This is a genomic window from Rhizobium sp. BK602 (assembly GCF_014195095.1).
Taxonomy (GTDB): Bacteria; Pseudomonadota; Alphaproteobacteria; order Rhizobiales; family Rhizobiaceae; genus Rhizobium.
Map to the genome: position 1 here is coordinate 115,304 of NZ_JACIBC010000007.1, position 23,081 is coordinate 138,384.

Sequence of the window (23,081 nt, forward strand, 5' to 3'; positions counted from 1 at the left end):
CGCCGCTGGCCTGCGCCGGCAAGCTCAACAATAGCATGCGGCTCACCGCCCTCAACGAGAGGGCCGAGATGATCGGGCTGAAGCCCGGCCAGGGCGTGGCCGAGGCGAAGGCGATCTGTCCGGCGCTCGACATCGTCGAGGAGGACCTTGCGGCGGACCGCAAGCTCCTGGAAGCGATCGCCGACTGGTGCGACCGCTATACGCCGCTGGTGGCGATCGACGGCAAGGACGGGCTGTTTCTCGACATCACCGGCTGTGCCCATCTCTTCGGCGGCGAAGAGGCGCTGCTCGAGGATATATTGATCCGCATTTCCGGGCTCGGGCTCGACGTGCGCGGCGCGATTTCCTCGGCGCCGGGCCTGTCCTGGGCGGTTGCGCGTTTCGACGACAGCCGCGTCGTTCCTCCGCAGGCGATGGAGGAGGCGCTGGCGCCGTTGCCGGTGGCGTCGCTGAGGCTCGGCGAGGAAACCGTCGCCGCCCTGCAGAAGCTGGGATTGAAGCAGGTGGGCGATCTTCTCGCCGCGCCACGCGCGCCGCTCGCCCGCCGCTTCGGGGCGCAGCTGCTTCTGCGGCTCGACCAGGCGATCGGCCTCGCCGAGGAGGCGATCTCGCCGCGCCGGCCCGTGGCGCAATTGTCGGCCGAGCGGCGGCTTGCCGAGCCGGTGCAGGCGGAGGCCGATCTCCTGCGGCTCGCCCATGCGCTTGCCGAAACCCTGAAACCGGGGCTGGAGGCGCGCGGCGTCGGCGGCCGGTCCTTCGAGCTTCTTTTGTTTCGGGTCGACGGCGCGGTCTTCCGCGTCGCCGCCGGCGCGTCGCAGCCGCTGCGCGAGCCGGGGCGGATCGCCGGCCTGTTCACGGAGCGCTTTACCGCCATTCATGATGATCTCGATGTCGGATACGGCTTCGAGATCGTCCGCCTCAATGTTCTGCAGCATGCGCCTTTCGAGACCGCCCAGGGCGATTTCATCGGCGAGGATCGGCAGGGCACGTCGCTTGCCGCCTTCGTCGACCGGGTGGCGGCGCGGCTGGGGCCGGATTGCCTGCAGGGCTTCGAGCTCAGGCAAAGCCATGTCCCCGAACGGGCGGTCCAACCGTTGCACGCCATGGAGATCCTTGTTCCGCGCCGGCGGACGGGCGGGCAGGATGCCGGCCACGGCTTTTTCCGGGGCGAGCGGCCGCTCAGGCTGTTCCGCGTGCCGGAGCCGATCGAAACCTTCGCCGCCGAAGTCCCAGACGGCCCGCCCCGGCAGTTCCGCTGGCGGCGGATGATGCATCGGGTGCAGCGGGCCGAGGGGCCGGAACGGCTGGCGGCGGAATGGTGGATCGAGGCGGAGGACGATGCGCCGGCCCGCGATTATTTCCGCGTCGAGGACGAGGACGGTCATCGCTACTGGCTGTTCCGCAAGGGGCTTTATGGTCGGGGCGGGACGGCGCCGGACTGGTTCATGCATGGAATATTCCCATGAGCGCCCCCGCCCCCGCTCTTGCCCCAGCATTTGAAATCACGCCCTTCTTCGAGATCGGCGCGCGCACCAACTTCTCCTTTCTCGAAGGCGCCTCGCATCCGGAGGAGATGGTCATCCAGGCTGCGCGCCTGAAGCTGTCCGGACTGGGAATTGCCGACCGCAATTCGGTTGCCGGCGTGGTCAAGGCGCATGCGCATGCCAAGCTTCTCCAGGCGGAATATGAGAGGGTGGTCGCGGACAATGCGGAGCGCCGGAAACGGGGGGAGCCGGAGCAGGAAGCCCTGAAACCGGTTCCTTTCCAACCTGGTGCCCGGCTGGTCTTTGCCGACGAAACGCCCGATATCCTCGCTTTCCCGCAGAACCGCCAGGGCTGGGCGCATCTTTGCCGGCTGCTCAGCGCCGGCAATCTGCGCGGCGAGAAAGGCATTTGCATCCTCAACGAAAGCGATCTGCTGGAATGGGGCGACGAGATGATGCTGGCGCTCGTTCCGGATGCCGCGAGCGTGGAGACAACGGAGGGGCAGGCAAGGCTGGAGCAATGCCTTGCGCGGCTATGGATGCGCTTCGGCCGGAAGCTCCATATGGTCCTGTCGCCGGCCTATGACGGGCAGGATCGGCTGGTCTTTGCCTCACTTTCCATTCTGGCGCAGCGCAACGGCGTGCGGCTGATCGCCAGCAACCAGCCGCTTTATCACGCAACCGAACGCAAGCCGCTTGCCGACATCGTGACCTCGATCCGCGAGCATGTACCGATCGCCGAAGCCGGCTTCAAACTGGCGGCAAATGCTGAACGTTTCCTGAAGGACGGAGCCGAGATGACGCGGCTCTTCCGGGATTATCCGAAAGCCATCGCCAATACGCAGAAATTCCTTAGTCGGCTGTCTTTTTCGCTGGATGAGCTGAAGCATAATTATCCCGATGAGAGCATTCCCGGCGAAAGCGTTGCGGAAACGCTGGAGCGGCTGACCTGGGAGGGCGCGAAATGGCGGTATCCTGACAAGATTCCCGAGAAGGTCTCGATGCAGATCGAGCATGAGCTCAAGCTTATCCGCGAGCGGCAATATGAGCCCTATTTCCTGACGGTGCACCGCATCATGGCGTTTGCCCGCAGCGAGAATATCCTGTGCCAGGGGCGGGGATCGGCGGCCAATTCGACGGTCTGCTATTGTCTCAGGATTACCGAGGTCAATCCGGAAATGACGACCCTGCTCTTCGAGCGCTTCATCTCGACGGAGCGGGAGGAGCCGCCGGACATCGATGTCGATTTCGAGCATGAGAAGCGTGAAGAGGTCATTCAGTTCATCTACAGGCATTACGCCAAGGAACATGCCGGACTGACGGCGGCGGTCACCAGCTACCGGGCGCGTTCGGCCGGCCGCGAAGTCGCCAAGGCCTTCGGCCTGTCGGAGGATGTGCAGTCGGCGCTTGCGAGCGGCGTCTGGGGCTGGTCGACGGAGGAGCTGTCCGAACGGGAAGCCAGGCTTGCCAGCCTCGATCTCAAGGACAAGACGACGCGGCGTGTCCTGTCCTATGCCACGACATTGATGGGCTTTCCGCGGCATCTGACCCAGCATGTCGGCGGTTTCGTCATCACCAAGGACCGGCTGGACGAGGTGGTGCCGATCATGAAAACGGCGATGGACGACCGCTACATGATCGAATGGAACAAGGACGATCTCGACAATCTCAATATATTGAAGATCGACGTGCTGGCGCTCGGCATGCTGACCTGTCTCGCCAAGGCCTTCGATCTCCTTCTGCTGCATTATGACGTGAAGAAGCAGCTTGCCGATCTTGGCAGCGGCGAATATCCCGACGGAATCCCGGTCTATGACATGATCTGCCGCGCCGATACGATCGGTGTCTTCCAGATCGAAAGCCGGGCGCAGATGAGCATGCTGCCGCGCCTCAAGCCGCGCAAATTCTATGATCTGGTCATCGAGGTGGCGATTGTTCGCCCGGGCCCGATCCAGGGCAACATGGTGCATCCCTATCTCAAGCGGCGGGACGACGTCCTTCACAACCGGCCGATCGATTATCACCGGCCGGAATTGAAGGCGGTTCTGGAGCGAACGCTGGGTGTTCCCCTGTTCCAGGAACAGGCGATGCAGATCGCCATTACGGCCGCCGGATTTTCGGCCGCCAAGGCTGACCGCCTGCGCCGATCCATGGCGACCTTCAAGCGGACGGGAAAAGTCGACGAGTTCAAGCAGGACATGGTTTCGGGCATGGTCGCGAACGGTTACCCTCCCGACTTTGCCGAACGCTGCTTCAGCCAGATCGAAGGCTTCGGCGAATATGGCTTTCCCGAAAGCCATGCCGCCTCCTTCGCCCTTCTCGTCTACGCCTCCTCCTGGCTCAAGACCTATTATCCCGATGTCTTCTGCGCGGCGATCCTCAATGCCCAGCCGATGGGCTTCTATGCGCCGGCGCAGCTCGTGCGCGATGCGCGCGAGCATGGCGTCGAGGTTCGGCCGGTGGATGTCAACCGGTCCGGCTGGGATTGCCTGCTGGAGGACGCGAGGTTCGATCGGGAGGCGATCGAACCCCGGCATGCGTCGATGCGCGATCACATCAGGACGCGATGTGCCGTCCGCCTCGGCTTCCGGCAGGTCAAGGGCCTGTCGGACAAGGAAATGGAGCAGTTCGTCGCCCGTCGCGGCGATGGCTATCGGTCCGTGCGCGATCTCTGGCTGCGCTCCGGGCTTGCCAAAGCGCAGATCGAACGCCTGGCGGATGCCGATGCCTTCGGCTCCATCGGCCTGAGCCGGCGCGAGGCCCTCTGGGCGGTCAGGGCGCTCGATGCCGGCAGTGCGGCCGAGAAGCTTCCGCTCTTCGATCTCGGCGATCATGCGGAGCTGCAGGTGGAGCCGGCGGTGTCGCTCCCCGAAATGCTGCCCGGCGAGCAGGTGATCGAGGACTACCGTTATCTATCGCTATCCCTGAAGGCGCATCCGGTTTCCTTCCTGCGCGCCGATTTCGCGCGGCAGGGCATCGTGCGCAGCCGGGATCTGCCCTCTGTCGCCAACGGCCGGATGGTGACGATCGCCGGGCTGGTGCTGGTGCGCCAGCGGCCGGGTTCGGCCAAGGGCGTGATCTTCATGACGCTGGAGGACGAGACCGGCGTCGCCAATGCGATCGTCTGGCCGAAAATGTTCGAGAAATACCGCGCCATCGTCATGGGCGCCCGGCTGGTGAAGATCCGTGGCCGCCTGCAGAGCGAGAGCGGCGTCATCCATGTGGTGGTCGATCACATCGAGGACATGACGCCGGCGCTTGGCATCCTGCAACGCGACAGCAGACGTTTCGGCGTCAGCGACCGGGCGGACGAGGCTTTGCGCCCGACCATGGATCATCGGCAGCGAAGACATGCTGGCGGACCTGGGCATCCGGATCGCGGGCAGGACGGCAAGGTCGCGACAGATGGCCGCAAGGATGCCGCCGAGACCGCCAGGGTCATGCCGCGCGGCCGCAATTTTCATTGAAATCGATCGGTGGTGCCTCGGATAGGGCGATGCCGGCCGTGCCTAGAGCGGTTCAGCGTTTCACGGAACCGCTCTAGGCTTTTGTCCGATGCAATTCCGGACGGGAAACCGCTGCGCGTTTTTCATGGATTTGCTCTAGCGAAAAATGAATCGATTTTTCTTGACAAAGATCGTCTTCTTTCGCAGATAACAAGACAGCAAATGTCATGTTTGACGGGCTGAGCGAAGAATGCTGGTTTGTAGCTGTAATTACATCACCGACAAGGAAATCCGGGAGGTCATCACCGAGCTCCTCGATCAGGACTGTTGGCAGCTCATCGTCCCCGCCAAGGTGTATCACGCCATGTCGAAGCGCGGCCGTTGCTGCGGCTGTTTCCCGAATGTCGTTGATATCATTATACAGACAACCGAGGACTATCATGCCCGTCGCCACTCGACGGAAGCCGAAATATTTGATTTCATGTCCCGCCTGAAAAAATTCCATGAAGAAAACAGGAGAGCGGACATTGAAAGGCGACAAAAAAGTCATCGAGCGGCTTAACGAGGCTCTGTTCCTCGAGCTCGGCGCAGTCAACCAATATTGGGTTCATTATCGGCTTCTCGAGGACTGGGGCTATACCAAGCTCGCCAAGAAGGAGCGCGCGGAATCCATCGAGGAGATGCAGCACGCCGACCGCCTCGTCGCCCGCATCATCTTCCTCGAAGGTCATCCGAACCTGCAGACCCTGGCGCCCCTGCGCATCGGCCAGAATGTCAAGGAAGTGCTGGAAGCGGATCTCGCCGGCGAATACGACGCCCGCACCGCCTACAAGAAGTCGCGCGACATCTGTCATGACGCCGGCGACTACGTGTCGATGAAGCTGTTCGAGGAGCTGCTGATCGACGAGGAAGGCCATATCGACTTCTTGGAAACCCAGCTCGAGCTGCTCGGCAAGATCGGCGAGGCCAAATACGGCCAGCTCAATGCCGATTCGGCCGATTCCGCCGAATAATCGCATCCCGTTCCGGCCGCTTTTGCGGCGGCCGGATCTCCTACGCCTCAGTCTTCAGCCTTCAGGCCGGCCAGGTGCTGGAATTCAGCCACCACCTGCTCATAGACCGAGCGTTTGAAGGCGACGATCAAACCCGGAAGCTGCGTCATCGGCTTCCATTCCCAGGCATCGAATTCCGGATCATGACCGCCCGGCGGCGGGTTGATGGCGATTTCGCTCCCGTCGCCATCGAAACGGAAGGCGAACCAGCGCTGGGTCTGGCCGCGGAATTTCCCCTTGAGGCCGATGCCGATCAACTGCGGCGGCAGATCGTAGTTGATCCATTCCCTCGCTTCGGCCAGCAGCGTCACCGTCTTCATGCCGGTCTCTTCGTAAAGTTCGCGATAGGCGGCTTCCAGCGGGTCCTCGCCCGCGTCGATGCCGCCCTGCGGCATCTGCCAGAGCTGCGGCGAGCCGTCATATTCGGAGTTTCCGACCGGAATGCGCCGGCCGGCCCAGACCAGGCCGTCGCGGTTCAGCACCATGATGCCGACGCAGGGGCGGTAAGGCAGGTCTTCGGCTCTGACGGGCGTATGGGGCTTGCTCATCTTCGTTCTCCAGCGGTCAGGAATGTCTAGAGCGTGCAACCGCTCTAACTTATTGTTTCTGCTCAATTCCGGATGGAAAACCGCTAACGCACTTTTCCTGGAATTGCTTTAGGGTCGTCGGTTAGCGCCGAGACGGCGACGATCTCGATGCCGCGCATGGCCGCCTCCTCGCTCCATTTGCTGATGGCGTCGATGCTCTCGTCGAAGGCGGCGGCGACGCCGATGGCCGAGCCGTTGCGACGCGCGACGCGCTCCAGCTCGTCAAGCTTCTTCAGGATGGCGTCCTGCTGCAACTCGCCGTCGAGCTGCATGTCGGCGAAGGCATGCGGTGTTTCCAGCGCCTTGGCGATGGCGCCGGATTTGGATTGGGCGGAGGAGCCGTCGTCGAGGAACAGCAGGCCGCGCTTGCCGATATCGCGCATGACGGGCTGCAGGGCGTCGGTGTTCGACAGGAAGCGCCCACCCAGATAGTTCATCACGCCGGTATAGTTGGTGATCCTGCCCATGGCCTTATGCAGGTTCTCGATGTTCCTGGCCGCCGGCTGCGAGGTCAGGAGCGTATCCGGCCCGGGATTGTTGCCGGGATAGTCGAAAGGTTCGAGCGGCACCTGGATCAGGATCTCATGTCCGCCGCGCCGCGCCTCCTGCATCCAGCGCTGCAGGCTGTTGCCGCTGGCGGCAAAGGCAAGGGTGATATCTTCCGGCAGTTTCTCGATGGCCCGCTGCGTGCCGGTCTGGCTGAGGCCGAGACCGCTGACGACGATGGCGACGCGCGTGCCGCGCGCGCCGGACCAGGGTCGCGCATATTGATCCATCGGCCGCAGCCCGCTTGGCGCGGTGATCGGCAGCCTGCCGAAAGGCGAATCCTCCAGCAGGCTGTCGTTCGGCGTTGCCGCCATGCGCGGGTCCTGGCCGATCTGATTGGCGTTGATCAGCACCGGACCGCTGCCGTCGCGCGTGTTCGGGCTGAACATGGTCACGACCGAGCCGTCGCCGGTGACGATCCGCGAGCTATTGGCACCGGATTGTGGATCGACCTCCGTCAGGCCCGTTTGAGCGGCCGGAGCCGGCCTGTCGTCGGCCGGCGGCGCAGGAGCAGTCTTCTCGGCCGCCACGATGGGCTGGGTTTTCTGGAGATCGTCGCGCAACAGCGCCGAATAGAGGGAAAAGCTGGCGATCGCGATCAGGCAGAGGCCGCCGAGGATGCGACCGAAGGGCGGGCGTGGCCGTTTCCGGCCAGGGCCGCGATTCTGGCCGAGCGGTGCATGCAAATCCGTTCCCAAAGTCCGTATCCACCCCAAGCGGGAAACTGTCTGCTCCGGAGCGCTCCCTCATCGGCGGCGCGGAGGATTCCCCGGATATGAAAGCGCCGGGTCTGTTTCCAGCCCGGCGCTGCTTCCTTATTTGGAGGAGACCGCCTTTTCCGGATTCGGCGGGAAGGCCGGATCGGTCTTGTCGCCGCGCAGCAGGTCGAGCGCGTATTTGAGCTGGACGTCGTCCTTCGGGTCCGGCGGCACGTAGGCGGCCGAGCCGGAGCCCTGGTCGGTCTCGCTCTGGCCCTTGATGTGGCCCGGCAGGCTGGATTCGCCCTCGGTCAGGAGCTTGCCCTTCAATTCGTCGGGCAGCGGCTGGTCGACCTTGATGTCCGGCGTGATGCCGGTGCCCTGGATCGAGCGGCCAGACGGCGTGTAATAGAGCGCCGTCGTCAGGCGCAGTGCGCCATTGCCGTCGCCGAGCGGGATGATCGTCTGCACGGAGCCCTTGCCGAAGGACTGGGTGCCGACCACGGTGGCGCGGCGCAGATCCTGCAGGGCGCCGGCGACGATTTCCGAAGCGGAAGCCGAACCGCCGTTGATCAGCACGATGATCGGCTTGCCGTCGGTGATGTCGCCCGGGCCGGCGTTGAAGCGGCGGGTCTCGTCCGGATTGCGGCCGCGGGTGGAGACGATCTCGCCACGCTCCAGCACGTCGTCGGCAACGTTGATCGCCTGGTCGAGCAGGCCGCCCGGATTGAGGCGCAGGTCGAGAACATAGCCCTTCAGCTTGTCGGCAGGGATATCTTTCTTGATCTTGGCGATCGCAGCCTCGAGATCCGGCGTGGTCTTCTCGGTGAAGGAAATGATGCGGAGATAGCCGACATCGCCCTCTTCGCGCGACTTGACGGCGGCAACGGCGATCACGTCACGGATAATGGTAAGCTCGATCGGCTTGTCGGCGCCCTTGCGCATCAGCGTCAGCTTGATCGGCGTCTTGACCGCGCCGCGCATCTTCTCGACCGCGTCCTCCAGCTTCAGGCCGCGAACCGACTGGCCGTCGATGGCGGTGATGTAGTCGCCGGCGAGAACGCCGGCCTTGGCGGCGGGCGTGTCGTCGATGGGGGTGATGACCTTCACCAGGTCGTTGTCCATCGTCACTTCGATGCCGAGACCGCCGAATTCACCCTTGGTCTGGGTGCGCATGTCGTCGGCATCCTTGGCATTCATGTAGCTCGAATGCGGGTCCAGCGAAGACAGCATGCCGTTGATGGCGGCTTCCACGAGCTTGTCTTCCTGGGGCGGCGTCACGTACTGGGCGCGAACGCGTTCAAAGACGTCGCCGAAAATCGACAGCTCCTTGTACGTGGACGAGCCAGCGGCTTCCGCCGGCACCACCGCCGTGTAGATGACGCTCATCGCGGTCGCACCCATCAATGCGCCAACGAGAACAAGAGAAGCCCTACGTATCATTGCGTGCCTTTCCAGTGTCTTTGGAGGTCCACCAGGGTCGAGAATCGACCGGTTTTCCATCTTTTCTGAATTCAATGTAAAGCGTTGGCCGATCCGTTTCCAGCGCCAATGCGGTCGCGCTCGCGACTCTTTTTTGGCCCATCACGGCGAGCGGCTCGCCCGCGAAGACAAATTTGCCCAGGCGCGTCTTGATCGCGTCCATGCCCGACAGCACCATATGATAGCCGTCGCCGGTATCCAGAATGATCATTTGGCCGTAGCTGCGAAAGGCGCCGGCGTAAACGACCGTCGCATCGGCGGGAGCCGTGACGAGCGCATCGGGGCCGGTTGCAATGGTCGCACCCATCGCCGTGTGGCCCGTGCCATCGTCGTCGCCGAACTGGCGGAGAATGTCGCCCGCCACAGGCAGCTCCAATTTCTGTTTAAGGTCGGAAAACGGATATGCGGGCGTAATGCGGTTTTTATCGGGCACGCCGCTTTCGGCCAGGGCCTTGGCCTGTTCGCGCTGCTGATCGGTGAGCTGCTCGCGGCGGAGCTGTTCCGCCCGCGCCGCTGCGGCGGCGTCGCGCACCGAGCCGATCTGGCTCTCCAGCGAGGCGACGAGACCCTCGAGGCTGGTCGCCTGGCTCGCCAGTTCCTCGGCGCGCCTGTGTTCGAGATCGAGCTTGGCGGCATTCTCCTGGCTGAGCTTGTCGTTCTCGGCGATCAGCAGGTCCATGCGCCGCTCCTCCTCCAGACTGTTGGTCATGGTGGCGGTGAGATCGGCTTTCTCGGCCGCGGTGGCGGCCTGCAGCTTGGTGAGATCGGTGAGGTCGGCGATGAGCTTGTCAGTCTCCTTGCGCATGCCGGGAACGACGGCGCCGAGCAGGATGGCGCTGCGCACGGAGGCGAGCGCGTCGTCGGGCGTCACCAGCAGCGCCGGCGGCGGATTGCGGCCCATGCGCTCCAGTGCGCCCAGGACCTCGGCCAGCAGCGCACGGCGATCGTGCAGCGATTTGCGGACCTTGTCTTCCTTGACGGCGAGATCCGTCAGCGTCTTCTCGCTCTGCTGGATCTTGCGGTCCATGTCCCTGCGGCGCGCGGCGCTGTCGATCAGCGCCTGGCGCAGGCTGGCGGTGCTCTTGTCGAGCGCGGCGATGCCGTCTTCCAGGGCTTTCGTCTTGTCGGAGGAAAGATTGATCGTCTTCGACAGTTCTTCCAGCGCCGCACGGGTCTCGTCGCGCTTGCGAGCGAGATCGGCAGCCGGATCGGGAGCTTGCTCGGCTGGTCCCGGCCCCTGCGCGGTAGTGGGGGTTGGCGAGGACGGCGGATTGGCTGTCGTTTGCGCCGCCGCGCCGCCGCTATCCTGCGCCAGGGCGATATCGCGGAACGGGAATGGTCCCGCGACATAGGCGCTCACACCAAGACATGCGGCCAGCGACGGCAGCAGCAGACGGGAAAGCATGGTCGGGGTTGTCTTCATCCAGTCGGTTCGAGCCTGGTCCCTTCGGATCGCGTGAAACTAAGCTGATTTGCCGCGATTACCTAGGAAGCATCGTGATTTTTTCGGCGGGAATCAAAACACGCCTGTGTGAGCGTTCCGTTAACTCAAAACGGCGGAAAGCCAAACTGTTTTCGCGGGCCTGGCAACCGGCTGTGCGGCCTCAAACGCGGTGGTAGGGATGGCCCGACAGGATGGTGACGGCGCGGTAGAGCTGTTCGGCGATGAGAATGCGCACGAGCTGGTGCGGCCAGGTCATCTTGCCCAGGCAGATGGTGGCGTCGGCCCTGTCGTATAGCGAGGGGTCGAGGCCGTCGGCGCCGCCGATGGCGATGGTCAGGTCACGCTTGCCCTGATCGCGGAAGGTGCCGAGCAGGGCGGCGAAAGCTTCGCTGTCCAGCGCCTTGCCGCGCTCGTCGAGGAGGACGAGGATGCCGCCGTCCGGATGCGCCTTGGCAAGCAGGGCCGCTTCCTCGCGCTTGCGCGTCTCGCCGTTGGAGGCGCGGCTTTCGGCAACTTCGGTCATGCGCGCCAGTTCCAGGCCGATCGCCGGACCGGCCTTGGCGAAGCGGTCGAGATAACGGGCCGCAAGATCCTTTTCAGGGCCGGTTTTCAACCGTCCCACGGCAAAAAGACCTATCCGCATTCCCGCTCCCAAGCATTTCCGCCGTCACGGCGGCGCAAATATCAATCCTTGCCGGGCAATCCTGTCCGGCGATTCAAAATTGCGAACCGGAACCGGGAGTACGTCCGGAAACCGATCTAGTGCAATGTGCCTTCGTCGAGATCGGGTGCGGCCCACATCTTTTCGATGTTGTAGAACTCGCGGATCTCGGGACGGAACACATGGATGATGACGTCACCGGTGTCGATCAGCACCCAGTCGCCGCCTTCCAGACCTTCGACGCGGGCATTGCCCAGGCCTTCGTCCTTGATGTCGGTGATGAGGTGGTCGGCAATCGCCAGGACATGCCGGTTCGAGCGGCCGGAGACGACGACCATGTGGTCCCCAAGCGCGGATTTGCCAGCAATGTCGATGGTGACGATATTTTCGGCCTTGGAGTCCTCGAGGCTTGCGAGGACGGCTTGCAGGGCTCGGGCAGCGGCATCGGCGCCACGTTCCGGGCTCTTCGGGATAACGACATGCGTTCTTCCCTTGGCGTGTACTGTTGTCAGTGCTCTTCCTTCCTTGAGTAACAGAACATGCACATAGGTGATCTGAGTCGATCACACAAGAAAGATAGGCACCAAAACATTACGGTTTCAAGACGCAGAACAATATCTATCGCTCATGAAGAGCGGGTTTTGTAGCAAAAACCGGCTCTTTTGCACCATATCCGGGCAATTCTTCGCGCCAGGACCCCGCAAGAGTTTTCGCAGATGGTGATGCCGCCCGTATTTTGCAGTCCTCCTGCTCCATGTACAGGCGGGTAAAGGGCGCGTATACACGAGCGAAACCGAAACGTGCCGACACCATGACCAAAGCTCCACCAGACACTTTGAAGCCCATCCTTCGCATCAGTTTTCCCGGTCAGGACCGGCTCGGGCGCGGCAAGATGGAGCTTCTCGAACATATTCGCGACACCGGCTCGATCTCGGCCGCCGGCCGCGCCATGGACATGTCCTATCGTCGCGCCTGGCTGCTCATCAGCGAATTGAACCGCATGTTCCGCGAGCCGGTGGTGGAATCGCAGCGCGGCGGCCAGAAGGGCGGCGGCGCGGCGCTGACGCCGTTCGGCGAGGAGTTGCTGGCGCGGTTCCGGGCCATGGAAGGCGCGATGCGCGCGGCAATTGCCGGCGATCTCGAATGGCTGGAAGCCAATCGCAACCAGGGCGTCGCCGCAGCCAGGTCCTGATCCTTCAGGATTCGAGCGCCACGGTCTTGATGACGGCATGAATGGGCAGGCCGACGCGCAGGTCCATCCGTTCGGCGGAAAATTGCGTGATGCGGGCCAGCACGGTATCGCCGCCGCAATCGACCCTTACCTCGACGGTGCCGTCGGCCGCGGCGCCCATCCCCACAATGCAGCCTTCGAGAATGTTGAGGGCACTGAGGCCTTCCGGCCTGGCCGTCGCCAGCATGACGTCGCGGGCGGGTATATGGACACGGACGGTTCTGCCGATGCCGGCCGCCTCGCCGGGCACGAAAAGTTTCGCCGTCTTCAGCGCGACGATACTCAGACGATGCCCGCCATCGATCTGTTCGACGCGGCCCTCGAGCAGGACGCCGGCCTCGCGGCGGTCGATCGCCTGCGGGCCGGAAAGCTGGCTGAAGATCTCCACCGCCGGTCCCGTCGCCTCCACCTTGCCGTCGCGCATGACGACGACACGGTTGGCGAGCCGCGCCACCTCGGCGATCGAGTGGCTGACATAGATGATCGGCACCTTCGTCTCGTCGCGCAGCCGTTCGAGATAGGGCAGGATCTCGGCCTTGCGGGCCTCGTCGAGCGCCGCCAGCGGCTCGTCCATCAACAGCAGGCGCGGCGACGACAGCAGGGCGCGCCCGATGGCGACGCGCTGTTTCTCGCCACCGGAAAGCTTTGCCGGTCGACGGTCGAGCAGCGCCTCGATGCCGAGCAGGTCGACGACGCCGTCGAAGCTTTCGCCGCGCTCCGTCCTCGGGGCGAACCAGCGGCCGTAATTCAGGTTCTGCCGCACCGAGAGATGCGGAAAAAGGCGGGCTTCCTGGAAGACATAGCCGAAGCGGCGGCGATGGCGCGGCACGAAGAGATGCTTGCCGCTGTCGGCAAGCACGTCGCCGTCGAGGCTGACATGGCCGTGGTCGGGCCGGATGAGGCCGGCGATGATGCGGATCATCGAGGTCTTGCCCGAGCCGGAGCGGCCGAACAGCGCGGTGACGCCGCCATCGGAGGTGAAGGCGGCCTCCAGGGAGAAGTTGCCGAGCCTGTGGCGGATATCGACGGAGAGCGTCATTCGAAATCGACCCTCCGGCCGGCGAGATAGGCGAGGAATTCCGAGGCCAGCAGGGCGGCCATGGAGATGATGACGGCGATGATCGTCAGCCGCAGCGCGCCGGCGTCGCCGCCCGGCACCTGGGTGAAGGTGTAGATCGCCGACGACAGGGTCTGCGTCTCGCCGGGAATGTTGGAGACGAAGGTTATGGTGGCGCCGAATTCGCCCATCGCCTTGGCAAACGACAGGATCATGCCGGCGATGATGCCGGGCAGGATCAGCGGCAGGGTGACAGTCAGGAAAATCCAGCTCGGGCTGGCGCCCAGCGTCCCGGCCGCCTCCTCGAGCTTGCGGTCGACCGCCTCGATCGACAGGCGGATGGAGCGGACCATCAGCGGGAAGCCCATGACGCCGCAGGCGAGGGCTGCGCCCGTCCAGCGGAACGAGAAGACGATGCCGAGATATTGATCGAGCAGCGCGCCGATCGGTCCCTTGCGGCCGAAGAGGATGAGGAGGAGGAAGCCGGTGACGACAGGCGGCAGGATCAGCGGCAGGTGGATGAGGCCGTTGAGGATCGACTTGCCCCAGAACTTGCCGCGGGCGAGCAACAGTGCGGCGACAATGCCGAGGGGCAGGCTCACCAGCATGGCGACAGTCGAGACGCGCAGGCTGAGCTCGATGGCCGTCCATTCGTCGCTGCTCAAACCCAATATGTCCAAGTTCCGCCTCGTCAAAACATGTCAGGCTCGCCAGAAGCCGGCGAGCCTGTCGAAAAAGCTCTTTGCCTATGGTCGAGCGATGCGGCTCACCGCTTCAGGACCGTGAAGCCTTCATGCTCGAAGAACGGAACAGCCTTAGCCGATTTCAGATAGTCGACATAGGCCTGTACGTCCGGATTGCTGCTGCTGGCGGTGATCGCGATGGGATAGACGATCGGCGGATGGCTGTCTTCCGGGAAGGTGCCGACGACGGCGACGCCCGGATCGGCGGAAACGTCGGTCTGGTAGACGATGCCGAAGGGGGCTTCTCCGCGCGAGACCAGGGCAAGTGCTGCGCGCACGCTTTCGGCGCCGGCGACCTTCTTTTCGACGGAAGACCAGAGGCCGAGTTTCTCGAGCGCCGCCTTGCCATATTTGCCCGCCGGCACCGATTCCGGCTGGCCGATCGCCAGGCGTCCGTCGCCGAGAAGGGCGGCAAGATCCAGGCCCTGCTTGATCTCGACCGGCTTGGCCTTGTCCTTGGCGGCGACGAGGACGAGCTCGTTGCCCAGCAGGTCGACGCGGCTGTCCGCCTTGATCAGCTTCTTGTCGGCGACATAGTCCATCCAGTTCTTGTCGGCAGAGATGAACACGTCGGCCGGTGCGCCGTTTTCGAGCTGCTTGGCGAGCGGCCCGCTGGCCGCGTAGGAGACGGTGATCTGCGTGCCGGTCTTCTTGGTATAGGCGGCATCGAGATTATCCAGCGCGTTTTTCATGCTGGCAGCGGCAAAGACGGTGATTTTTTCAGCGGCGAGCGCCGGTGCCGGAATGACCGACAGGCCGAGCCAGGCGGCGGAAAGGGCGGCGGTTGCAAGCTTGATCCATTGGCGGCGACCCGTGGCCATCATATTTCTCCCTAGGATTGTCGAGATGTTTCGAGAGATATAACGGCTGACGAAGCTTGGCTAGGGGATATATCCGGAAAAATACAGCGCCATGTGGACACCATAACCCTGCGAATTTTATGGATTTTATCGCCGTTGCCATAGAGGGAAGCATTTTGACATGCCGTGAACGCATGACTGGAATCGCCCAGAAGATTGGCGAACGCTCACAGCGCAAGACGCAACGTAACGAATCGTGCGAATCTATGGCTTTTTCGTGAATATGTCATTTCGGCTGATATATTGCCCCGCATCGGGATGATGTAAAAAGAAGCGTTTTTTGAGCAGGCAATTTTCATAGCTATGCTCTCTATGCATTGCTGCATTGCGCAATCGGCGATTTATCTTTTGGTCAAATCTGCTAAAACTCAATCATCGGAACGGCGATCTCCTCCTCCCAATGCCTTCCGATAACGATCAGCAACTCTCCTCCTCCCTGTTGCTGATCAGGTTTGAAAGCCCGACGGATCTCCTCCCCCGTCGGGCTTTTCATTTCTGGAGGTTTTTCCCGAAAATCGAATTGCCGGCGCCTCGATGCCGGACGGAAAACCGCATTTTTCCTGGAGTTGCTCTATTGCGCGGCGCGCAGGGCCGTCGAGCTCAGTGTCGAGCGCGGGCCATGGATGAAGGTCCAGGCGGGTGCCCGCTTCTTCCAGAGCACCCGCGCGTCATCCTCATCGACACGGGCATAGTGGAATGTCTTGGCCATCTTCGCCGAGAGATAGGAGAGCGTCGATCCCGGCCGGTCGATGACGGCGATAGGGAACGTGCGGACGATCTGCTGCCATTTCTGCCAGCGATGGAAGGTGTTGAGACTATCGGCGCCCATGATCCAGATGAAATGGACCTGGGTGTTGCGCGCCTTGACGTGGGCGAGCGTATTGGCCGTGTAGCTCAGCCCAAGCGCCTGCTCGAAGGCCGTCACCTTGATGCGCGGATCGTGGGCGATTGCTTCGCTTAGCGCGACACGCTCGGCCAGCGGCGCCAGATGATTGCGGCTCTTCAGCGGATTGCCCGGCGTCACCATCCACCAGAGCTGGTCGAGGCCGAGGCGGCGGATGGCGATTTCGGCCACCAGCGCATGACCCTCATGCGGCGGATTGAACGAGCCGCCGAAAAGACCGACCACCATGCCGCGCTCGGCATGCGGCATGCGCAGATAGCGGTGATCGATCTCTTCTGTCAGCACGTCAGGGCCGTATCTGTCCGCTGCCGCGCACGCGGTATTTGAAGGAGGTGAGCTGTTCGACGCCGACCGGGCCGCGCGCATGCATCTTGCCCGTGGCGATGCCGATTTCCGCCCCCATGCCGAACTCGCCGCCATCGGCGAACTGCGTCGAGGCATTGTGCAGGAGGATCGCCGAATCGATCTCGGTGAAGAAGCGCTCGACCACGGCGGGGTCTTCGGCGATCACCGCTTCGGTGTGGTTCGACGAATATTGGCCAATATGGGCGATCGCGCCGTCAATACCGTCGACAATGGCGACCGAGATGATGGCGGCGAGATATTCCGTCGACCAGTCTTCTTCCGTTGCCGCCTTCAAGCCCGGCACCAGGCCAAGCACATCGGCGGAGCCGCGGATTTCGCAGCCGGCCGCGGTCAGCCCGTCGAGCAGCGGCTTCAGATGCGTCGCCGCGACCCTGGAATCCACCAACAGCGTTTCGGCCGCGCCGCAGACGCCGGTGCGGCGCATCTTGGCATTGACGACGATCGATTTCGCCATGTCCAGATCGGCCGAAGCGTCGATATAGACGTGGCAAAGACCCTCGAGATGGGCAAAGACCGGCACGCGGGCTTCGCTCTGCACCCGGCCGACGAGGCTCTTGCCGCCGCGCGGCACGATGACGTCGATATTGCCTTCCAGCCCGCGCAGCATGGCGCCGACGGCGGCGCGGTCGGTGACGGGCACGAGCTGGATCGCATATTCCGGCAGGCCGGCGGCTTTCAAGCCTTCGACCAGGCATTCATAAATCGCCTGCGACGAGCGGCGCGAATCGCTGCCGCAGCGCAGGATCACGGCATTGCCGGCCTTGAGGCACAGCGCGCCGGCATCGGCCGTGACGTTCGGCCGGCTTTCGAAGATGACGCCGATGACGCCGAGCGGCGTGCGCACGCGCTCGATCTTCAACCCGTTCGGACGATCCCAGGCGGCGATGACTTCGCCGACCGGATCGGGCAGGGCGGCAATGGCGCGGATGCCCTCGGCGATTTCCGCGACGCGCTTGTCGTTGAGCGTCAGGCGGTCGACGAAGGAAGCCAGGATATCCGTGCCCTCGATGTCCTTCAGGTCCTTGGCATTTTCGGCCAGGATATGATCCTTGCGGGCGAGGATCGCCTCGGCCATGGCGGCGAGCGCCTTGTTCTTGCTCTCGGTGGAAGCGAAGGCCAGAGGTCGCGACGCAGCCCGGGCCTTGCGGCCGATATCGTTCATCAAGGTGTCGATGTCGGGGCTTTGTGCGACTGTATCAAGCATGGGCTTCATCCTTCTTCAATTTCTCGGCCTTCGTCTTGACGGACGCGGTCATGACGAGGTCGTCGCGGTGCACCATGGCGGCGCGGCCGGGATAGCCGAGGATCGCCTCGATCTCGGCCGACTTGCGGCCGGTGATCTGGCGGGCTTCCTCGGCATCGTAGCCGACAAGGCCACGGGCGATTTCGCGGCCCGACGGGCCGATGACGGCAACGGTGTCGCCCCGGCCGAAATGGCCGGTGATCTTGCGCACGCCGGCGGGCAGCAGGCTCTTTCCGGCGCCGAGCGCGGTCACCGCACCCTCGTCGACATGCAGCTCGCCGGCCGGCTGCAGTTGTCCGGCGATCCAGGTCTTGCGGGCGGTCACCGGCGTGCCCGATGGCGCGAACCAGGAGGAACGCGCGCCGTTTGCGATGGCGTTGAGTGGCCGTTCGGTCTTGCCCGAGGCGATGATCATGGCGCAGCCGGCGCCCGTGGCGATCTTGCCGGCGTCGATCTTGGTGCGCATGCCGCCGCGCGACAGTTCGGACGCGGCGCCGCCGGCCATGGCCTCGATCTCGGGCGTGATCTCGGCGATCGTTTCCAGGAATTTCGCTTGCGGATCGAGATGCGGCGGGGCGGTGTAGAGCCCGTCGATATCCGAGAGCAGGATCAGCAGATCCGCGCCGGTCATGGTGGCGACGCGGGCGGCGAGGCGGTCATTGTCGCCATAGCGGATTTCGCTGGTGGCGACCGTGTCGTTCTCGTTGATGATCGGCACGGCGCCGATCTTCAGCAGCTGGTTGATGGTGGCCCGCGCGTTGAGATAGCGGCGGCGCTCCTCGGTATCGCCGAGCGTCAGCAGGATCTGGCCGGCGACGATATCGTCACGCGACAGGCTTTCCGACCAGGCGCGGGCGAGCGCAATCTGGCCGACGGCGGCGGCGGCCTGACTCTCCTCCAGCTTCAGCGCGCCGGACGGCAGGTCGAGCACCGAGCGGCCGAGCGCGATGGCGCCCGAGGAGACGACGAGGACATCGATGCCCTTGGCCTTCAGCGCGGCAATATCGGCGCACATGCCGTCGAGCCAGGATTTCTTCAGGCCGGTCTTGCGGTCGACGAGAAGGGCCGAGCCGATCTTGATGACGATGCGGCGGTAGCGATCGAGCGACTTGCGGGCAGTCATCCCTGCTACTCCTCGCCGTCACCACGGCGACCGCCGTCACCACGGCGACCGTCGTCCAGATCGTCGGAGGCCTGAACGTCGCGATGCCGCACTTTGAGCGTCTTTGCTGGCTTGTCGGCTTCGCCGGCATTGGCTTCGACGATGACGTCGCGGAGCGCGCGCAGCACTTCGGTCATGCCGCGACCAGTGATGGCGGAAATCTGGAAGGGCGTCTTGCCGCAGGCCCGCGCCAGTTCGCGGGTCTTCTTCTTCAGCGTCTCTTCATCCACCACGTCGATCTGCGACAGCGCGACGATTTCAGGCTTGTCGGGGATGCTGTTGCCGTAGGCTTCAAGCTCGTGCTTCACGGTCTTGTAGGCCTTGCCGACTTTTTCTTCCTGGGCGGAGACCAGATGCAGCAGCACGCGGGTGCGCTCGACATGGCCGAGGAAGCGGTCGCCGATGCCCACGCCTTCATGCGCGCCCTCGATCAGGCCGGGAATGTCGGCCAGAATGAATTCCTGGCCGTCGATGGTGGCGACGCCGAGATTGGGATGCAGCGTCGTGAACGGATAGTTGGCGATCTTCGGCCGGGCGCGGCTGACGGCGGCCAGGAAGGTGGACTTGCCGGCATTCGGCAGGCCGACGAGACCGGCATCGGCGATCAGCTTCAGCCGCAGCCAGACGGTCTTTTCCTCGCCGGGCAGGCCGGGATTGGCCCAGTCCGGCGCCTGATTGACCGAGGATTTGAAATAGGCGTTGCCGAAGCCGCCATTGCCGCCGGCGGCCAGACGGAAGCGCTGGCCTTCCTGCGTGATGTCGCAGATCAGGGTTTCGCCGTCTTCCTCGAAGATCTGCGTCCCGACGGGGACCTTCAGCGTCACGTCGGCACCCTTGGCGCCGGCGCGGTTCCGGCCCATGCCATGCATGCCGATGGTCGCCTTGAAATGCTGCTGATAGCGGAAATCGATCAGCGTATTCAGCCCGTTGACGGCTTCGACCCAGACGTCGCCGCCGCGGCCGCCATCGCCGCCGTCGGGGCCGCCGAACTCGATGAACTTCTCGCGCCGGAAGGAGACGCTGCCTGCGCCGCCGTCGCCTGAGCGAATATAGACCTTTGCTTCGTCGAGAAATTTCATCTTGCGTCCGTCACCCGGTATCGGCGCCCGGATTTCCTAATCGAATGCGATTACGGAAAGCCGATACGCTGTTTTTCAATTCGTGCCGCGCCTTTTGCATATTCGTCAGGATATGCGGCGCGCATTTGCCCGTCATGTTGCCTTCGATATAGGCCGTTCAGCCGCAGGTCAAAGATTATCGTGAAGTGATGATCTATAACATCCTGCGGAGTTTCAGCCTCTTCCAATCGCCCTATGCGGACATATGGCTTGAGGCTTCGATCGCTCGCCGAGGTGGGTTGAGATCGATGAACGGAATTGGTGATGGTCAGGCACGCCCGCGGTTGCCGCGCTTGCCTGCCTGGCCCCTCACCCTAGCCCTCTCCCCGCTCGCGGGGCGAGGGGACGGATCAGTATTTGCCGTTCTCTCGCGGCTGGTTGCGAAGCTGCTGATTTAAAAGGATAATCCCCTCTCCCCGTGGAAACGGGGAGAGGGCTAGGGTGAGGGGCCAGGCACTCAGGCGCAACAAGCACAAGCCTCCCTGACCAGCTTCATCTCATATCAAGCTGCCCGCGAAAGCCGCAGCGCGCCCGGCTTCAGCACGGTTTCGATATGCGGAACCATGGTGTTGCGGGCGAAGCTGTAGATCTCCGCGCAGCCCGTGATCTCGAAGCCGAGCTTCTGCTGCAGCTTCAAGGATGCCTGGTTGTCGGCGAAGACGCCGGAATGGACGACGACATCCGGCATGCGGCGGGCGAAGCGCTCCAGCGTCGCCGCCACCGCCTCGCCCATGATGCCGCGCCGCCAGTAGTAGCGGTTCAGCCAGTAGCCGAGGTGCCAGCGGCCATGCCTGAGATCGATACCGACCATGCCGATATGGACGTCGTCTCTCTCGGTGATCGCCAGCGCCCAGTCGGTGCCGAGACCGGAGGTCTGCGGGATCAGCCAATCCAGCGCATCCTGCCGGTCATAGGGAACCGGCACGCGGGCGAGCATGCGGGTGACGGCGAAATCCGACAGCGATTCCGTCATGGCGTCGGCATCGCTCAGCCGGTGCGGCCGCAGGGTCAGCCGTCCCGTCTGGATGACCGGGGTCGGGCCGGGCGTCGGGATACGGGCGTCACGGCGGGTGAGGGCGAGCGCGTTCATCTCATCCCTCCCCAGCTTCGGAGCGACATCCAGGTCTTGCGGTCGAGCCTGTACCATTCGACCGATACCGTGCTGCCGAGCGCCAGCGAGGCGGCAAGGCCGGACCCCTGGAACTGGAAGCCGCACTTCTGCACGACCCGCCGCGAGGCGACGTTCATGACCCGGCAGCGGGCGTCGATCTGGGCGACGTTTTCACGGGTGCGGAAGACCATGTCGATCAGGGCATGGGCGGCTTCCGTCGTATAGCCCCTGTTCCAATGGGGCTCGCCCAGCCAGTAGCCGATCTCCACCGTTTCCGGGTCGGCCGTCGGCTCGACGCCGCAGCAACCGAGAAAGGCGCCGTTGTCGGCTTTGGTAATGGCATAGACGCACTTGCCAATCTCGCCAAGCTTCGTGCGTCGCACGAAATCGGCGGCATCGGCGGTCGTATACGGGTGCGGCATACGCGATACCATTGTGGCGACATTGGCGTTGTTGGCGAGATGGGCAAGGGCGTCGATGTCTTCTTCGTGAGGCGCGCGCAGAACGAGCCTTTCCGACAACAAGACAGGGCAATCGGTCCTTAACCGCTCCGGCCTCAGCCGTTCTTCGGGAGACCTCGATTGGCCTTCCCTCAACAATTCGCCTTGCATGGTTCAGTCCTCCTGTTGGGGTAAAGAAAAAGGGGAGATGGCGCCCCATCTCCCCTTTTTTCTTGACTGAACCTGATGCGATCAGCCGGGTCGATGAGACGCCGGCTGTTTTTGAGCGCTACCGGCTTATTCCGCTGCTTCCGCTTTCGGCATGACAGACACGTATACGCGGCCATTGGCCTTCGTACGGTAGTTCACATTGCCGGCCGTAAGCGCAAAAATGGTGTGATCCTTGCCGAGGCCGACATTGGCGCCCGGATGCCACTGCGTACCGCGCTGACGCACGATGATGTTGCCTGCGATGACGGTTTCGCCGCCGAACTTCTTCACGCCAAGGCGCTTGGATTCGGAATCGCGACCGTTGCGCGAGGAACCGCCAGCTTTTTTATGTGCCATTGGAGTTCTCCTTTAAACCTTGATCCCGTTACTTACTTGGCAGCCACGATGTCCGTGATGCGGACGACCGTGTGATGCTGGCGATGGCCGCGCGAACGCTTCGAGTTCTGACGACGGCGCTTCTTGAAGGCGATGACCTTCTTGCCGCGGTTGTGCTCGACCACTTCGGCCTTGACGGAAGCGCCCTTGACGAAGGGAGCACCAATCGCAGCGTCGGCGCCTTCGCCGATAACGAGGACTTCGGTGAATTCTACGGTGCCGCCGGCGGTGACTTCGAGCTTCTCGATGGTCAGCACGTCGTTGGCTGCCACACGGTACTGCTTACCGCCGGTCTTGATGACTGCGAACATTTTTTATCCTTTCATGTTCGTTCCGGCTCTCTTGCCACGCTGGACAAGCGGCCGTCTTTTTGTCAGTCGAAATTGAGCAGGGATTCCAAAGGCTTGAGCCTCTAAAAAGATCTGCCGGTGAAACCCTGCGAGAAGCAGGGCGGGCAAGGCGCGGACTTATCCACACCTATTGCGTCGCACGGGATATATAAGGGCCTGTGATCTGTCAAGGCAAAAGGATGAAAAGCTTTCATATTCGCCCTTGCCATCCTTGCCGACTGTCGCTATGAGACAGCCCGCGCTTCAAACGCGCCGACCAGCATATCCGGAGAGGTGGCAGAGTGGTCGAATGCACCGCACTCGAAATGCGGCATGCCTGCAAGGGCATCGTGGGTTCAAATCCCACCCTCTCCGCCATTTTTGATCTTTGGGCCTTAAGGCTTTCTAGTGATCTGCTGATTTCTCTCGATCTTAGATGCCGATATCGAATGGCTAGGGCCGCACTCTCAGCATCTTAATGCTCACAGCGGCGTAGTTTGCGTTCTATGAA

The 23,081-nt window shown here is 63.2% G+C and carries 22 protein-coding genes and 1 tRNA gene; 6 read left to right on the forward strand and 17 right to left on the reverse strand.

The features are described from left to right. Nucleotides 1-35 precede the first annotated feature (35 nt). The 4 genes from FHX11_RS22350 to bfr all read left to right on the forward strand — a co-directional run bounded on the left by FHX11_RS22350 (nt 36) and on the right by bfr (nt 5,943). Complete coding sequence (locus tag FHX11_RS22350) at nt 36-1,466, forward strand: DNA polymerase Y family protein (protein WP_246781123.1); 1,431 nt, start codon at nt 36-38, stop codon at nt 1,464-1,466. Next, nucleotides 1,463-4,951 carry an error-prone DNA polymerase gene (locus FHX11_RS22355; protein ID WP_184360997.1) on the forward strand — a complete coding sequence of 1,163 codons (3,489 nt, stop codon included), beginning with the start codon at nt 1,463-1,465 and terminating at the stop codon, nt 4,949-4,951. Before FHX11_RS22350 ends, FHX11_RS22355 begins: the two co-directional genes overlap by 4 nt. Before the next feature lie 229 nt (nt 4,952-5,180). Next, a complete protein-coding gene (locus tag FHX11_RS22360; RefSeq protein WP_184361000.1) occupies nt 5,181-5,492 on the forward strand; it encodes a (2Fe-2S)-binding protein in 312 nt (103 codons plus the stop codon). After that, the gene (gene bfr / locus FHX11_RS22365) at nt 5,458-5,943 is read left to right on the forward strand and encodes a bacterioferritin (RefSeq protein WP_184361003.1); all 486 of its coding nucleotides are present in this window, start codon (nt 5,458-5,460) and stop codon (nt 5,941-5,943) included. The genes FHX11_RS22360 and bfr overlap by 35 nt, the downstream gene beginning before the upstream one ends. 47 nt (nt 5,944-5,990) lie before the next feature. Here bfr and FHX11_RS22370 read toward each other — a convergent pair whose 3' ends face one another. The 6 genes from FHX11_RS22370 to rsfS all read right to left on the reverse strand — a co-directional run bounded on the left by FHX11_RS22370 (nt 5,991) and on the right by rsfS (nt 11,945). Next, nucleotides 5,991-6,530 carry an RNA pyrophosphohydrolase gene (locus FHX11_RS22370; protein WP_184361006.1) on the reverse strand — a complete coding sequence of 180 codons (540 nt, stop codon included), beginning with the start codon at nt 6,528-6,530 and terminating at the stop codon, nt 5,991-5,993. Nucleotides 6,531-6,613: 83 nt separating this feature from the next. Continuing rightward, the gene (locus tag FHX11_RS22375) at nt 6,614-7,813 is read right to left on the reverse strand and encodes a divergent polysaccharide deacetylase family protein (RefSeq protein WP_184361009.1); all 1,200 of its coding nucleotides are present in this window, start codon (nt 7,811-7,813) and stop codon (nt 6,614-6,616) included. Between the two features lie 117 nt (nt 7,814-7,930). Then, nucleotides 7,931-9,256 carry a S41 family peptidase gene (locus FHX11_RS22380; RefSeq protein WP_184361012.1) on the reverse strand — a complete coding sequence of 442 codons (1,326 nt, stop codon included), beginning with the start codon at nt 9,254-9,256 and terminating at the stop codon, nt 7,931-7,933. Continuing rightward, nucleotides 9,246-10,718, reverse strand: a complete 1,473-nt coding sequence (locus tag FHX11_RS22385) for a murein hydrolase activator EnvC (RefSeq protein ID WP_246781113.1) — start codon at nt 10,716-10,718, stop codon at nt 9,246-9,248. The genes FHX11_RS22380 and FHX11_RS22385 overlap by 11 nt, the downstream gene beginning before the upstream one ends. A 181-nt stretch (nt 10,719-10,899) precedes the next feature. Further along, nucleotides 10,900-11,382 (reverse strand): 23S rRNA (pseudouridine(1915)-N(3))-methyltransferase RlmH, encoded by a 483-nt coding sequence (gene rlmH / locus FHX11_RS22390; protein WP_184361014.1) that lies wholly within the window; start codon nt 11,380-11,382, stop codon nt 10,900-10,902. Nucleotides 11,383-11,498: 116 nt separating this feature from the next. Beyond that, nucleotides 11,499-11,945 (reverse strand): ribosome silencing factor, encoded by a 447-nt coding sequence (gene rsfS, locus FHX11_RS22395; RefSeq protein WP_184361016.1) that lies wholly within the window; start codon nt 11,943-11,945, stop codon nt 11,499-11,501. A gap of 266 nt (nt 11,946-12,211) precedes the next feature. Here rsfS and FHX11_RS22400 point away from each other — a divergent pair, with 266 nt between their 5' ends. Continuing rightward, nucleotides 12,212-12,592, forward strand: a complete 381-nt coding sequence (locus FHX11_RS22400) for a winged helix-turn-helix domain-containing protein (RefSeq protein WP_184361018.1) — start codon at nt 12,212-12,214, stop codon at nt 12,590-12,592. A gap of 4 nt (nt 12,593-12,596) precedes the next feature. Here the strand turns inward: FHX11_RS22400 and modC are convergent, their stop codons facing one another. The 11 genes from modC to rplU form a co-directional block, all read right to left on the reverse strand. Beyond that, a complete protein-coding gene (modC, locus tag FHX11_RS22405) occupies nt 12,597-13,670 on the reverse strand; it encodes a molybdenum ABC transporter ATP-binding protein (RefSeq protein WP_184361020.1) in 1,074 nt (357 codons plus the stop codon). Continuing rightward, complete coding sequence (gene modB / locus FHX11_RS22410; protein WP_184361022.1) at nt 13,667-14,368, reverse strand: molybdate ABC transporter permease subunit; 702 nt, start codon at nt 14,366-14,368, stop codon at nt 13,667-13,669. The genes modC and modB overlap by 4 nt, the downstream gene beginning before the upstream one ends. A gap of 86 nt (nt 14,369-14,454) precedes the next feature. Then, nucleotides 14,455-15,252, reverse strand: coding sequence for a molybdate ABC transporter substrate-binding protein (gene modA, locus FHX11_RS22415; RefSeq protein ID WP_184361578.1), 798 nt, complete (start codon nt 15,250-15,252; stop codon nt 14,455-14,457). Between the two features lie 610 nt (nt 15,253-15,862). Then, nucleotides 15,863-16,444: a nicotinate-nucleotide adenylyltransferase gene (locus FHX11_RS22420; protein WP_246781124.1), complete on the reverse strand. Its 582-nt coding sequence runs from the start codon at nt 16,442-16,444 to the stop codon at nt 15,863-15,865. A 37-nt stretch (nt 16,445-16,481) separates the two neighbouring features. Then, nucleotides 16,482-17,765: a glutamate-5-semialdehyde dehydrogenase gene (locus FHX11_RS22425; RefSeq protein ID WP_184361026.1), complete on the reverse strand. Its 1,284-nt coding sequence runs from the start codon at nt 17,763-17,765 to the stop codon at nt 16,482-16,484. After that, the gene (proB, locus tag FHX11_RS22430; RefSeq protein ID WP_184361028.1) at nt 17,758-18,927 is read right to left on the reverse strand and encodes a glutamate 5-kinase; all 1,170 of its coding nucleotides are present in this window, start codon (nt 18,925-18,927) and stop codon (nt 17,758-17,760) included. Before proB ends, FHX11_RS22425 begins: the two co-directional genes overlap by 8 nt. 5 nt (nt 18,928-18,932) lie before the next feature. Further along, nucleotides 18,933-20,045 (reverse strand): GTPase ObgE, encoded by a 1,113-nt coding sequence (gene obgE / locus FHX11_RS22435; RefSeq protein WP_184361031.1) that lies wholly within the window; start codon nt 20,043-20,045, stop codon nt 18,933-18,935. 541 nt (nt 20,046-20,586) lie between these two features. Beyond that, nucleotides 20,587-21,174, reverse strand: a complete 588-nt coding sequence (locus FHX11_RS22440; RefSeq protein ID WP_184361034.1) for a GNAT family N-acetyltransferase — start codon at nt 21,172-21,174, stop codon at nt 20,587-20,589. Further along, a complete protein-coding gene (locus tag FHX11_RS22445; protein WP_184361037.1) occupies nt 21,171-21,806 on the reverse strand; it encodes a GNAT family protein in 636 nt (211 codons plus the stop codon). Before FHX11_RS22445 ends, FHX11_RS22440 begins: the two co-directional genes overlap by 4 nt. A 126-nt stretch (nt 21,807-21,932) precedes the next feature. Further along, nucleotides 21,933-22,202 carry a 50S ribosomal protein L27 gene (gene rpmA, locus FHX11_RS22450; protein WP_018855954.1) on the reverse strand — a complete coding sequence of 90 codons (270 nt, stop codon included), beginning with the start codon at nt 22,200-22,202 and terminating at the stop codon, nt 21,933-21,935. A gap of 32 nt (nt 22,203-22,234) precedes the next feature. Then, complete coding sequence (gene rplU / locus FHX11_RS22455) at nt 22,235-22,552, reverse strand: 50S ribosomal protein L21 (RefSeq protein ID WP_004127263.1); 318 nt, start codon at nt 22,550-22,552, stop codon at nt 22,235-22,237. A 306-nt stretch (nt 22,553-22,858) separates the two neighbouring features. On the opposite strand from rplU, the gene FHX11_RS22460 reads away from it, so the two are divergent. Then, a tRNA-Ser gene (locus FHX11_RS22460) sits at nt 22,859-22,948 on the forward strand. The last annotated feature ends 133 nt before the right edge of the window (nt 22,949-23,081 follow it).

Excerpts from the sequence above, each read along its gene's own strand:
- FHX11_RS22350 (WP_246781123.1), top strand. The coding sequence starts at position 36 with ATGCGGCTCACCGCCCTCAACGAGAGGGCCGAGATGATCGGGCTGAAG.
- FHX11_RS22355 (WP_184360997.1), top strand. The coding sequence starts at position 1,463 with ATGAGCGCCCCCGCCCCCGCTCTTGCCCCAGCATTTGAAATCACGCCC.
- FHX11_RS22360 (WP_184361000.1), top strand. The coding sequence starts at position 5,181 with ATGCTGGTTTGTAGCTGTAATTACATCACCGACAAGGAAATCCGGGAG.
- FHX11_RS22370 (WP_184361006.1), bottom strand. The coding sequence starts at position 6,530 with ATGAGCAAGCCCCATACGCCCGTCAGAGCCGAAGACCTGCCTTACCGC.
- FHX11_RS22380 (WP_184361012.1), bottom strand. The coding sequence starts at position 9,256 with ATGATACGTAGGGCTTCTCTTGTTCTCGTTGGCGCATTGATGGGTGCG.
- FHX11_RS22385 (WP_246781113.1), bottom strand. The coding sequence starts at position 10,718 with ATGAAGACAACCCCGACCATGCTTTCCCGTCTGCTGCTGCCGTCGCTG.
- rlmH (WP_184361014.1), bottom strand. The coding sequence starts at position 11,382 with ATGCGGATAGGTCTTTTTGCCGTGGGACGGTTGAAAACCGGCCCTGAA.
- FHX11_RS22400 (WP_184361018.1), top strand. The coding sequence starts at position 12,212 with ATGACCAAAGCTCCACCAGACACTTTGAAGCCCATCCTTCGCATCAGT.
- modC (WP_184361020.1), bottom strand. The coding sequence starts at position 13,670 with ATGACGCTCTCCGTCGATATCCGCCACAGGCTCGGCAACTTCTCCCTG.
- modA (WP_184361578.1), bottom strand. The coding sequence starts at position 15,252 with ATGGCCACGGGTCGCCGCCAATGGATCAAGCTTGCAACCGCCGCCCTT.
- FHX11_RS22420 (WP_246781124.1), bottom strand. The coding sequence starts at position 16,444 with ATGCCGCATGCCGAGCGCGGCATGGTGGTCGGTCTTTTCGGCGGCTCG.
- FHX11_RS22425 (WP_184361026.1), bottom strand. The coding sequence starts at position 17,765 with ATGCTTGATACAGTCGCACAAAGCCCCGACATCGACACCTTGATGAAC.
- proB (WP_184361028.1), bottom strand. The coding sequence starts at position 18,927 with ATGACTGCCCGCAAGTCGCTCGATCGCTACCGCCGCATCGTCATCAAG.
- obgE (WP_184361031.1), bottom strand. The coding sequence starts at position 20,045 with ATGAAATTTCTCGACGAAGCAAAGGTCTATATTCGCTCAGGCGACGGC.
- FHX11_RS22440 (WP_184361034.1), bottom strand. The coding sequence starts at position 21,174 with ATGAACGCGCTCGCCCTCACCCGCCGTGACGCCCGTATCCCGACGCCC.
- FHX11_RS22445 (WP_184361037.1), bottom strand. The coding sequence starts at position 21,806 with ATGCAAGGCGAATTGTTGAGGGAAGGCCAATCGAGGTCTCCCGAAGAA.
- rpmA (WP_018855954.1), bottom strand. The coding sequence starts at position 22,202 with ATGGCACATAAAAAAGCTGGCGGTTCCTCGCGCAACGGTCGCGATTCC.
- rplU (WP_004127263.1), bottom strand. The coding sequence starts at position 22,552 with ATGTTCGCAGTCATCAAGACCGGCGGTAAGCAGTACCGTGTGGCAGCC.